Source organism: Sphingomonas sp. ATCC 31555 (genome assembly GCF_000282895.1).
Classification (GTDB): Bacteria; Pseudomonadota; Alphaproteobacteria; order Sphingomonadales; family Sphingomonadaceae; genus Sphingomonas.
In genome coordinates this window covers 24,715-37,375 of sequence record NZ_ALBQ01000016.1, presented here as the reverse complement: position 1 = coordinate 37,375, position 12,661 = coordinate 24,715, and the positions used below count along the sequence as shown (strand labels likewise).

General features: G+C 62.8%; 6 protein-coding genes. 2 read left to right on the top strand and 4 right to left on the bottom strand.

Annotated features, from left to right (window positions below):
* Positions 1 to 420: 420 nt before the first annotated feature.
* Complete coding sequence (locus B215_RS19910) at positions 421 to 2,016, bottom strand: methyl-accepting chemotaxis protein (RefSeq protein ID WP_019369328.1); 1,596 nt, start codon at positions 2,014 to 2,016, stop codon at positions 421 to 423.
* A 968-nt stretch (positions 2,017 to 2,984) separates the two neighbouring features.
* Positions 2,985 to 4,625, bottom strand: coding sequence for a hydroxylamine reductase (gene hcp / locus B215_RS0109040; RefSeq protein ID WP_019369327.1), 1,641 nt, complete (start codon positions 4,623 to 4,625; stop codon positions 2,985 to 2,987).
* A gap of 132 nt (positions 4,626 to 4,757) precedes the next feature.
* Between hcp and B215_RS0109035 the strand changes: the two genes are divergently transcribed.
* Together B215_RS0109035 and B215_RS20620 are read left to right on the top strand one after the other, a co-directional pair.
* Positions 4,758 to 5,207 carry an RrF2 family transcriptional regulator gene (locus B215_RS0109035; protein ID WP_019369326.1) on the top strand — a complete coding sequence of 150 codons (450 nt, stop codon included), beginning with the start codon at positions 4,758 to 4,760 and terminating at the stop codon, positions 5,205 to 5,207.
* Between the two features lie 479 nt (positions 5,208 to 5,686).
* Positions 5,687 to 8,047: an ATP-binding protein gene (locus B215_RS20620; protein WP_050990155.1), complete on the top strand. Its 2,361-nt coding sequence runs from the start codon at positions 5,687 to 5,689 to the stop codon at positions 8,045 to 8,047.
* Positions 8,048 to 8,277: 230 nt separating this feature from the next.
* Here the strand turns inward: B215_RS20620 and B215_RS0109025 are convergent, their stop codons facing one another.
* Together B215_RS0109025 and B215_RS20615 are read right to left on the bottom strand one after the other, a co-directional pair.
* Positions 8,278 to 9,261 (bottom strand): GGDEF domain-containing protein, encoded by a 984-nt coding sequence (locus B215_RS0109025; RefSeq protein ID WP_019369324.1) that lies wholly within the window; start codon positions 9,259 to 9,261, stop codon positions 8,278 to 8,280.
* Between the two features lie 493 nt (positions 9,262 to 9,754).
* Positions 9,755 to 11,884, bottom strand: coding sequence for a methyl-accepting chemotaxis protein (locus B215_RS20615; protein ID WP_019369323.1), 2,130 nt, complete (start codon positions 11,882 to 11,884; stop codon positions 9,755 to 9,757).
* Positions 11,885 to 12,661: the final 777 nt, after the last annotated feature.

Below are 12,661 nucleotides of genomic sequence, written 5' to 3'. Positions count from 1 at the left end.
CGATTCCTAATCGAGAGGTCGGAGGTTCGAATCCTCTCCGGGCCACCACACAAACCATTATAAACCGAGACTTTTGGACGCTCGGCGCATGCTGGTGCCGGGCCGTTTTGACATGTGTTTGGACACGTGTTTTGACATTCGCGGTCTGTTCCCGTCGCTGTAAGCGTCCGGTGGCGGCCGTTGCGCGAAAAAGAGCGTCGGCTCCCCGCCCAATCCGAGTCGTTCAGCGTCGCAATTGTGGAACCCGACACCTGCCGTTTGTTCATCTCTGACGTCGAAGCTGCAATGACGAGGCCTGGGACGAAGCTGCCGTTACCGCGTGTTCGTGAAGCGTCGGCTTGCAGCCGAACATCGGACGTTCAAAAGGACAGCTTGCGGAGGCGGCGAACTTTCGAACGTGCTTCGCTCGGCTGCATAGCATCAAAAGCTTGCCCATTCTCCTGCGTTCACAGTGCTCTGCCGAGCCGCCGCTGATCGCTCGGCACGCGGTGGCGCGCTGGCAGTGGCGGCGGGTCTTGCCCGCTTGGAGCCTTCCGAGCGAAAGCGGCTCGCCTGCTCACTGAGCACCGCTACCTCCTGTGCGAGCTGTCGCGCAGCGGCGGACGTTTCTTCGACCATCGCTGCATTCTGCTGCGTCGACCGGTCCATTTCCGCGAGCGCGACGCTGATCTCGTTCACTGCCTTCGACTGCGACTGGTTCGCAGAGGCCATGGTCGAGAGTTGCGAGCGGACCTCATCGACGTCGTTGGTGATGTCGTTGAAGGCGACTCCAACGCGGAGGACCATGTCAACGGCGCTTTCGACCTGCAGTTGTGTCGTCGTCAGCTGGTCTTTGGCTCGGCCAGCCTCCTCCTCGGCGCGCATGGCCAATGCCGACACCAAGTCTGCGACAACGGCGAACCCTCTACCTGCTTCCCCCGCGCGCCCAGCTTCGACGGCCGCATTCATCGCAAGAACGCGCGTTTGGAACGCAATCTTGTCTAAGCCTTCGATGACGCTGTCGATGCCTTTTGCGCTGTCATTGACTTTACCCATAGCCTCGGCGGCCTCGCTGGCGGTCTCTCGACCCGCATTTACCGTGCTCACTGCAGCGTCGGCCCGAGTAACTGTCTGGCGCGCGGCGCTTGCGGTCTCAACTAGACGCTGGTCGATCTGAATTATGGCTGCCGTGGTCTGCTCCAGCGCGGCAGCGTTCGCCTCGGTTCTTTTGGCGAGATTCTCCGATGCGCGGGCAATTTCGGTCGCGCCTCCATGGATCGCCACCGTGCTGTCGTTGATCGCCGAGAGCAGGGACTGGAGCTGATTGAGCGTCTGATCGAATGCTTGTTCCAAGGTCCGGTAGGCCTTGGGCAGCCGCCCCTTCAGTGATTGGGTGAGATCTCCATCGGCAAGCGCTGCAAGGCCACTGCTCACCGTGGTGATGATCGACCGGAGTTCGTCCGCCTGTTGCTGACGCTCCAGGGAAGTCGCGGCTTCGGTTTCGGCGCGCTGTTGGCTCTCCAGTCGCAGCGCTTCGAGGAGACGTGTCATGCTGGTCGCCATCAGGACCAGGGCTCCGGCTTCGGCAATCAGGACGACTGCGTGCAGCAAGATGCGGCCGAGGCCTCCGCCGTTCGTGAAAACCCAATCGGGCATGAGCATGCCTAAGAGGAGATGGTGCACGGCGACGACGACCGTCCCTGCGATCAACGCCTTCGGGTCGCAAAGGACAGCGCTTGCAGCGAGTGCTGCGAAGAAGATCATGTGCAGATCGACCTGCCACGCTTCGCCTTTGAAAAGGATGAGCAAGAGCGCCGGCTGTGCGACGATGGTCATGGTAACGATCATGCGAGCGCGCGTATCGCCAGAGCCCTTCAGCGCGAGGAAGATCGGGTAAGCGACTAGGACCGTGGCCATGAGACCTAGCGACCAATCGCCCGTCACGACGGCACCCGCGACATTGGCTAGCGCCATCGTCGCCATAAGGACCGCCAGGAAGCGCATCCCGATGAGGCGCAGCGCATTAAGCGAAAGCATATTCACTGCATCAATTTCCCTGAAGTTTGCCGCATAGGGGAGGGCTCCCGGAGACCACAAGGACGCCACTCCGAAGCATCTGGGGCAATAAGGGGATCCGCTCGCCCCGCACAAAGCGTGAGCTCGGCAGGTAGCCGATGCCCGTCACTTCCGCTCCGGACCGCGCAACAAGCGTGTCAATGTCCCGAGAAGCCTGGGCGGTGAGAGGGACAAGCAGCATCGAGCCGCGCTCGGGAGGTGCAAGCCCAACGAGCGACGATGCAAACACAAGGGCTGCTTGCGCTGCCATGCCGACTCGGCCGGTTGTCTGGCGCAGAGGGAAGCTCGAATCCAGAGGCATTCGCGTAATTAAGCACAGGAGGCACTACACAGCGGTTAAAGGGGCACTGAAGGAATCTACGTAACTCCCTCGACCGAAAGGCCAGCAGGGCTTTCGCGCAACCGGCTGCTTCGCAAATCTCGAACAGCAGCTTCTATCAGGACCGGACGTTCACCGAAGCTGCCATGAACGGCCAATTTTGGGTCGGTACCGCCGCAGGCGATCGCCGGATCGTGGGACTTCGCCGCCGTTCCAGAGGATTACCGTGAATGTCGGGTTTCGGAAGAAGCGGCCGCTCGCGGACACGCTGCGGCCAATCTGGGGGAAGTTGCTGTTGCGGGCGTGGCGGCCATGCCGCCGACGATAGCAAGTTGCCGCTCTCGAGCTGACGCCGGCAGTTGATTTTTTTTGGCTAGCGCGATCGCCTATTTCAGCTAGGCGCAGACAAGTCGGCGACTCCGTAGCGCCCTCCAGCAGGATGGCAGGGGCCCCTGGACGACGTCTGGGGTGTGAGTGACGGCGGACTACAGCTGAGAAGCCGGCGCGCGCCACCATAACGGCATCGACTGTCTATCCTGGAATACGGTGTCGCTGCATGAGACAAGCCCGCCCGGCACGCCTTGTAACGGCTTGCCGGGCGGGATCGCTGTCAGGCGGCCTGCAGCATCTGTTGCAGGTCGACATGGGCATCGCCGGTCGGGCGGATGTCGAATTTTTCGACCAGGATTCCGAGCACTTCGGGCGTGAGGAACTGCGGCAGCGTCGGGCCTAGATGAATGCGTCGCAGTCCGAGGTGCAGCATTGTCAACAGCACCGCAGTCGCCTTCTGCTCGAACCAGCTGATCGCATAATGCAGCGGAAGGTCGTTCACGCCGACGCCCAGCGCCTCGGCCATCGCCGTCGCGATGCGGATGGCCGAATAGGCATCGTTGCACTGGCCGATGTCGAGCACGCGCGGCACACCGTTGATGCTGCCCAGTTCCTCGCGGTTGAAGCGGAACTTGCCGCAGCCGAGCGTCAGCACCAGGCTGTCCTGCGGCGTCGCCATGGCAAGGTCGTGGAAATAGTTGCGGCCAGGACGCGCACCGTCGCAGCCGCCGATCAGGAACAGGTTCTTCACCTCGCCCTTGCCGATCATGCCTAGGAGCGTGTCGGCCACACCCATCACCGTGTTGCGGGCAAAGCCGATGGTGATGGTCTGTTCGGCAGCGTCCTCGGCGAAGCCAGGTTGAGCCTGCGCGCAGGCGATGGCCGGCGCGAAATCGTGATCGGTCAGGTGTGGCAGCCCGTTCCAGCCCACCGGCCCGGCGGTGAAGATGCGGTCTGCATAGCCTTTCAGATTGGGGTTAATCAGGCAGTTGGAGGTCATCACGATCGCCCCCGGAAAGGCGTCGAAATCCTTCTGCTGGTCTTGCCAGGCCCCGCCGTAATTGCCGGCGAGATGCGCATATTTCTTCAGGCCCGGATAGGCGTTGGCCGGCAGCAATTCGCCATGCGTGTACACCAGCACGCCCGTGCCTTCGCTTTGCTGGAGGATCGCCTCCAGATCGCCCATGTCGTGGCCGGAGACGAGCAGGCACTTACCCGCGCGCGGCGTCATCCGCACCGCCGTCGGCTCCGGGTGGCCGAAGCGGCCGGTATTGGCAGCGTCGAGCATCTCCATCACCTTCAGGTTGAGCGCGCCGATCGCCAGCGCGTTGCCCAGCAGCGCGTCCACGTCGGTCGGATCGGCGGCGAGGAAGGCGGCGATGCGGTGGAACTCGGCGCTGACCGCCCCATCTTCGACTCCGAGCACGCGGGCATGCTCGCCGTACGCCGCGGTGCCCTTCAGCCCGTACAGGATCAGGTTACGAAGCCCGACGATGCTGGGCCCATCACGATCCATGAAGCGCTGGATCGCGGCGAACGGCGCGGCCGCCGCCAGTTCGGACGCGGTGGTGCCGGGATTCCAGCTGGCAGGTTCGGCAAGCGCCGAGAGGTCCGCGCCGGCCGCCTCCGCGAGCAGCCGCGCCCGCTCCCGCATCGAAAGTGCGCGCCCGATCAACGGCACGAAGCGCGTGTCGTCGAAGTTGACGTTGGTCAACGTGGTGAACCAGGCGTGCGGCGTGAAGGCGTCCACCGCTGCATCGCGCGCGCCCCTCGCGGCCGCGCGATCGGCATAGACCGAGACGCCCTGCATCACGCGCAACAACACGTCCTGCAGATCGGCGACCTGCGCCGTCTTGCCGCAAGATCCCATCTTCGCAGCGCAGCCGCCCTTGTTCGATTGTTCGCACTGGACGCAGTACATTGCCGGTCTCCAAGTAAAGCTGAATTTCGAATTCCAGTTATTCGACCGGCACTCCCGCCACTTTGACGAATGTCAAAACTACGTGCTTTCCCCACTGCATCTGCATGCTTGGCCAGGTAAGAAGGCCCCGGCATGCAACTGACCCGTCACTCCGATTATGCGCTCCGTCTGCTCATTCATCTGGGCAGCACCGGGCTGGGGCGCGTCTCCATCGCCTCCGTGGCGGAAGAGCAGGACATCTCCGCCACCCATCTGATGAAGATCGCCAACGGTCTCGCGCATGCCGGCTTCATCCAGGCGGTGCGCGGGCGCAGCGGTGGAATCCGGCTGGCGCGCGATCCGGCCGAAATCAATCTAGGCGCGGTGCTTGACGCCACCGAACCACGCTGCCCGATGGTTGATTGCACCGGCTGCCGGCTGGCCCGCGGCTGCAATCTGCCCGGGGTGTTGGACGAGGCGCGACGCGCGTTCATGGACGTGATTCGCCGCCACACGCTGGCGGACGTGCTGCGGGGGCACGGCGGCCTGCTCCGGCCGCACCGTGCGCGTCACACCGGTGATCACGGCGTAATGAGCCGGTAGATGCAGAACGCGCCCTGCCGTTAAGCCGCCTCCATCACGCCTCCAGAAGCCGTTGTCGGTTTTATCGAGCCGCACGGCACAATCGGGAACTCCTCGACCCTGAGGGTTGGGCATCACATCAATAGCAAGTGCCTCTCACCGAGGCTGGGAGCCCCGATAGTCACCGGTTCTCCGAGCGGGGAGCTGAAGCGGTTCGCTCCGATCCGGCGGGAGCCGAATGGCAAGGCGCAGGTCCTGATGCGTGGCGATGTGAGCACAGGTGCTCCGAGACCGGGCAGCAGCTGACTCAATTGAGGGCCGTAGCGCAAACTGGAGGAGTTCAGGGAAGCACGTCACCGATGCCACACCCAATCACACCCTCGTTGAGGGACGCGACCCACCAATCAGCACCCTTCTCGTCGAGAAGTACGTTTCTTGCGCGATCTTCGATAATGACATAATTCTAAAATAACGCCGCAGATCGGCGGTGCGAGGCATCCATGCCAAATCTGCTGAAGATTATACATCGTTACCATTATGATGCTGTGCTTTTCGCAGGCTGCCTCGCCGCCAGTACGTTCTGGCTGCTTTGGTTCCGCGTCTTTGAGGTAACGGTTCCGATCTCGTTATCGATCGGCATCGCCGTCGCCGGACTGACATCAGGAGGGATCAGAAGGTGGCCGGCAGTTTCAATGGGAATATTCTGCGCCTTCCTTCTATTGAACTCGTTTCACGTCGGCGTGGAGCCGGTTGCGACAACCGCCGCCCTGACGATCGGGGGCATTTGCACTGCGTGGGTCATCGGACGGACGAGCGTGGAGTCGAGCGACCTGCTTGAACCGCAAGCGCTGCTCCGGGTTCTCGGCGCGGTTGCAATAGGGTCCCTTGTAGCCGCGGCGATCAGCGGCGTCGGCATAGCGCTGATGAGACCGGTGGAGTTGCCGACGGAGATTGTTGGCCGCTGGATACGTTTTGGCCTGGGCATGATGATAGCAACGCCTCTGGTACTCGTGTGGGCAGCCACTCCGATGCAGAGATGGCATATTGCGGATTGGCTCGGCCTTGCCTCCCTGCTCGCGATCACCACGGCGGTGGCTTCATGGACATTCCTGCGCAACGACACGGATCCGATCGCTTGGCTGGTATACCCGCCTCTTATCTGCGTAGCCCTTGTCTATCACCTCCGCGGCGCGGTGACCGCTACTGCAATCGTGACGCTTATCGTTCTGTGCGGCACCAGCCTGGGCCTAGGACCATTCGCCCTTGCGCCCCCGCACTCCCGGACACTGCTGGCCCAAGGATTTGTCGCGGTCGTCAGCGCGTCCACACTGTTGCTGGCAGCCTTCGCAGACAAACGGAGATTGGACGCGCATCGAAAGATCGCTGAGCAGCGATATCGCGCCGTCTTCGACCAACATGGTGTTGGAGTGGCGCTTCTATCGCTTGATGGCACATACCTGGAGATGAATGCGCGTGGCCTGGAAATTTGCGGCTATGCCAGGGAAGAGATCGTGGGTGCCGACTATCGGCTCCTCGAACCCAATGCGCCTCCCTATGGCACAAATCTTCCTTCAGCCGGAGCGCTCGGAGGAAATTGTGATGTTTCCGAGGAGCGTGCTATCCTCACCCGTCAGGGCAATTGCCGCATCTTGGACGTGGCAACCAATATCGTTCGGCGGCCCGACGGCACCCCCGACCATCTGATCGCCGTTTCCAACGACATCACCGAACGGGTGGAAGCTCGCAACGCGCTCGCCGAAAGCGAAAGACGACTCCGTCTCGCGCTGGAGGCCAGTGGCACAGGGGTATGGGAGATCGACCTGCCGCAAATGCGGCTGCACCACTCTGCGGAAAGTGCCTGCCTGTTCGGGCAGGAACCGCGGGAGGACGCCCTGCCGTTCGAAAGCCTGAAAGAAATCATCGCGGAGGATCAGTTTGAGTTGCTGACGACGGCGGTGTCAAAGGCAGCGATAGCCGGCGGGGTGATAGACTGCACAATCAGCGTCTTGCCGGCAAACGAGCGGAAGCGGTGGCTTCGAATGTACGGAAGTTGCGACTTGCAACCCGACAAGCCCCGGCTGCTCGGCCTCGTGATGGACGTGACCCGCGATTTCGAAGCAGCGGCGCGGCTCCGAGAGGCCAATGAGCGATTGCTCGGCGTTGCGCGGTTGAGCGCCATGGGGGCGGTCGCTTCCACCCTCGCGCACGAACTGAATCAGCCGCTCGCGGCGCTGACCAACTATATCGCGACGTGCAAGTACATCGCGAAGGCACGCACCGACACCGACCCCGCCGAATTGGATGCATTGGACCAGGCCAACGTGCAGGCGCAGCGCGCAGGCGGAATCATCCGGCGCATTCGCGCATTCGCACAGACCGGAGAAATTGAAACCCAGTTGATCAGCTTCTCGGCCATCATCGAAAGTGCGCGAGCCTCTATCCAGCATTTCAACCTCTTCAAGGGTGCGACCTTAGACTGTGACTTCGACACCCAGCCTGCGACCATATTGGGAGATCCGCTTCAGCTTGAGCAGGTCGTGACAAATTTGGCGCGTAACGCATTGGAGGCGACGCAACATCGGTCGGAGCCTTGGCTGCGGATGGTGACCAGGGTCTCCGAGGAGGAGGTCTTGGTGGAAATTGCAGATAACGGTGAAGGCCTTGATGAGGCGATGCTCAGCAACCTGTTCGAGCCGTTTCGGACGACGAAGACAACCGGCACCGGCTTGGGGCTGCCAATCTGCCGCACCATCGTCGAAGCGCATGGTGGGCGACTTTGGGCGGAGAACCGCGTCGAGGGCGGGGCTGTCTTCTGCTTCGCTCTCCCCCGGGCACATCCGTTGCGGGAGGTAGTCGCCTGAACATGCCACCAGCGCCCGATCCGGTTGATGTAGGATTGTCATCCGTTGGCGTGCTGCCTAAGCCTCCGCATCATGTCGAGCGATCTCAACATCGATCGTAAAGAAGCTCGTCGAGTTCGCCAGCGAGTCGCATCAGCGTCGGCCACGCCGCTTCGGATATGACCCTCGACGGCTGCAGACGGTGCGGGGATGCCGGGGTTGCCCATAACGCGCCGCGCGTAGTGCACGCGTCAAGCCGAAAGCAGTTGATTCCGCCCGTTCTTTTTGGCGCCATACAGCAGCCGATCAACGCCCTCGCAGAAGTCGCGGACATGCTGGCCATCGCACGGGACCACGGTGCTGACGCCCAGGCTCGCGGTGACGAACGGGCTGCAGTCCGACGCTGCGTTGGGAATTGCGAGTGCCTCGATGGCATGGCAGCAACGCCGCGCGAAATCCAGCGCAGCGGCTTCGTCCGTCTGGGGTAGAAGCAGGACAAACTCCTCGCCACCGAACCGCGCGACGACATCCTGTTCGCGTCCGACTTTCTTCAGCGCGGCGGCGACCGACACGAGGCACTCGTCGCCACGGAGATGGCCGTATAGATCGTTGAACCCCTTGAAATGATCGATGTCGAGCAAGATCATCGACAGCGGGCGGCGCGTGCGACGCGCCTCCTCCCAGCAGGCTTCGAGCCGTTCGTCGAACCGCCGACGGTTCGCGATCCGGGTCAGTCCGTCCTCGAAAGATAGGGCTTCCAGCTTCCGTTGCATCTTCGCTAATTCCTGCTCGATCCGCTTGCGTTCGCTGATGTCGAACATGAAGCCGATCAGGCTCTCCACATCTCCCTGGGCGTTGCGAACGACGTGGACGACGTCGCGGATCCAGACGAACCCCCTATCTTGCGTGAGCGCACGATAATCTGCCTCATGATCCACCCCCGCAATGGATTGAGCGACACAATAGTTGACGACATGCTCCCGGTCGTCCGGGTGAATGCGGGACGCCCAGTCCTCCACCGAGACCCAGCTGTCTTGCGGCCAGCCGAGCAGCGTCGCAATCTGGGGGCCGATATATTCGAAACGCATGGTCGCCCAGTCGATCTTCCACGGGATGGCACGCGTGGATTCGAGGAGCGTACGGTAAACTGCGTCCTCCGCGCTCGCGTTCGACCGGGCCGCTGCGCCGGAAGGCGCGTCGTCGGAACGAACAGAATGCGATTCTATCTGAGACATGGAAAGCGTGTCCGATCAATGGGTACGGCAGGCCGAAGCCGAGGGGGGCACGCTCTACCTGCGCCCTCGGGGTTAGAAAACCGTAATCTGGGACAGAGGTTGTTCGGGGCGTTTGAACAGCGGGGATACGTGAATTGCCGAGCTGTCAGCGGTGATACGCTGCCGCTGGCCGCTCAGGCGCAGCGGCTCGACATCAGCCGCGGCAGCATCTACTATTTTCCGCGGGCCGTACCCACATAGCTGAAAGGAGCGACGCCGGCCGGCGTCGCTTCGTAGCAAGAGATCCGCGTCCGTTCGAAGTTGAAGACTAGACGCCCTATCGACGGGGCAAAGATGTTCCGGTGTGCGTGTGTCGCCAGCCTTGATGACAGCCCTTCCGGAACAAGGGGGTGTACCAGCAGGGCTCGACTGCGGATTCAGCGTCCATCCTGCGCTCAAGTTGCAACCGTGCAGTGTAGAGGCCCCAGGCAAAGGGGGGCGGCCCGGCACGCATCTATGCCGGTACTGCATCCCTCTGATGACGGGGTCGCGTGCGTGGCGATCGCTCCGCTGCGGGCGATCGCGAGTTGGCAGAATCCACCTGGAAGCGCTTCGCCTGGCTGGCCAGGATTTCCACCTCCTCGGCAAGGCTCGCCGCAGCGGCCGACGTCTGTTCCACCATGGCGGCGTTCTGCTGCGTCGCGCGATCGACATCCGCAACCGCACTGGTGATCTGGCTTAGGGAACCCGACTGTGCATTGTTGTGGTCGCTCATTGTACCGATCAGCTGGTGGACCGTCGCGACGCCTTCCGCGATGGCGTCCAGCGCGCCATCGACCCGTCGTACGGCGTCCACGGCGGTGGCGATCCCCGCCTGCGTAACCGTCAGCTGTTCGCGGGCTCGCTTGGCCTCTTCCTCCGCGCGCATTGCAAGGGCGGAAACGAGATCCGCCACGACCGCGAAACCCCGCCCCGCCTCGCCGGCGCGACCGGCTTCGACGGCGGCGTTCATGGCGAGCACGCGCGTCTGAAAGGCGATCTTGTCCAGCCCCTCGATCACCGAGTCGATGTCCCGAGCACTCATGGCCACTGTGCCCATGGAATCGACCGCTTGGCTGGTGATCGAGCGGCCATGCTGCATTGTGGTGATCGCATCGTCGGCCCGGCGCATCGTCTCGGCGGAAGAAGCGGCGGTCGCACGCACCCGCGCATCAACCTCCACCAGCGAGGCGGAGGTCTCCTCCAGCGTAGCCGCATTGCTTTCAGTACGGCGCGCCAGATCCGCTGCGGCGTGCGAAATCTCTTTGGAGCCGGCCCGAATCGCTTCGGCACTCCGCAGGGTGTTGCCGATCAACGAACAGAGGCTTTCGCTCGCAGCGTTGAAGTTGGTCTTCAGGATGGCGAAGGGGCCGTTCAATTCGGTAGTCACGCGGTGGACGAGATCACCGCGCGCAAGGGCGGCAAGGCCGGTGCCGACGCTCTGGACGATCAGCGTGGTCTGCGCCTCCTTGGCATCCTCCGCCTCCCGAAGCTGGGTTCGCAGGACGGCCACGCTCTTGCCCAACTCGCTGAGCTCGTTGGTGCCGCCGGGCAGTGCGATATCGCCGCGCAGTTCCCCGCGGCCAATTGCATCCGTCGCGGAACGGATCTGCGACAGGGGGGCGATGATGCTCTGGGTGATACGCCGCACCAGCAAGATCAGGGCCGTGCCGATGGCGAGGAGAAGCAGCGCCGCGCCGGCCAGCAGAAGGTCAGCGCGCGTCTTCTGCGCGTTAGCGTCCGCGATCATGCCTGCCGCGACCGAGTCCTGTAGCGTTTTCAGGGCTTCGATGCGGGTGGTCGCCGCCTTCCACCACATCGCAGCATCCTGATCGAGCGACGCGCCCGACGCGCCGGCCGCGAACGCGGCATCACGATACTGCTGCACGATGCGCGCACTGGGATCCGCCAATAACCGATCGAGCGCGCCACGCTGCGCGTCTGTCGCAGCCTGCCCGAAATTTGCAAATGCCCCGTCCTGCAGCGCAATGACGCCCACGAATGATCGAAACGTCGCCGGATCGAAGCGACCGGCACCGAAGCCGGTGGCGCCCATCGCACGTTCCAGCCCTGCGGCCTCTTTTCCCTGGATGATGTAGATATAGGCGGCCTGCGCCTTCGCCTGTGACTTCGACGTGTTGGAGGTAGCAAGTCGCTGGATCGCATGGAGCGAGGTATTCACCATCTTCGTGTACCGCGCCGCAAGCACCGGAACCGTTAGCGAGCGCTGCTCGATGGCAGCACGAATCCGGCCGAGCTCCTCCAGCCCCTGTGAAACCTCGTGCAGCGAGCCCGTAGCTCCGATGCCCCTGAGCTTTTCAACCTGGCGATCGGTTTGCTCGCGCTGGCGCAGTAGCTCGTCGGCGAACTTGCCCCCCTTGCTGCTTGTGAAGCCCGCGGAAAAACCCCGCTCGCGTTGTAGTTCGTGTACCAAGTCGCCCAACTGCACCGAAAGCGCGGTTCCGGCTGCCACCTGGGCCGCTTCGCTGCGCGCCGCGGCCTGGTGGAACAGCATGTTTCCCGCGAACAACAGCGCCGCAGCAGTTGGCAGCGTCGCAATCAGCCGCAAGCGCTTCGAAATGGTTGTGTTCACAAGATCGATCATGGAGCACGCACTCTGGTGTCATCGCCGCAACCCGCGCAGCGCGGTAGAACGCCCTCATTATAGATGGTCCCGGCCAACGGCGCGCCCTGCTCCGTGCAACCGAGGGAGATTACGTACTCTGGCTAACGCCTGCTAGGCCCCTGAAATCCAGGCAGTTCAGCCGACAGCTTCGTTACTGCAGGTGCCGGCGGGCTGGGGCGGGGCTAACGCTATCGAAGCTCCGATCGACATCTCTTCCCGCGAACATTCTCATCCCCCGGCGAAAGCTCCTCGTGCGCCCCCGGCCATCGTGAAGACCACAACAGTACGTGGCGCCAAACAGACGATTATGCGGCAAGGTCCCATGTTCCAGGACGGCCAACCGGTCCCGGCGCTCGCGCAATGACGATGTCTTAACTAATGTGGATTTCTTTCTTCGACCCGATTCCAGACCGTATCGATTCCTTGCGAATGACCGGTTCCGGTGTGAGCGGACGTTCCTGCCACCGCGTCTGAACGGCGTAAGTTGGTCGGCTCCTGCCACTCCGTGTAGCCAGCAGCCACCCCTTGCCACCATTCCGTCTGCGCCGGCTTTCGGGGGACTCGGTGAGCCGGCTGAACGGCTGGAACTGGGCGCTCAGCTGCCGATGAGGCCGTGCTCTCCGCCCTTTTGCCGCTCCCCCTTCACAGGTCGCCGTGGCGGTGCTGGCCGGCCCGTTCCCTAATTAGGCAACCTCTAAGGAGGGAGGATCCTGGCACGACAATCGCTACGCGGTACACCTGCATGGTGGCAGTTCA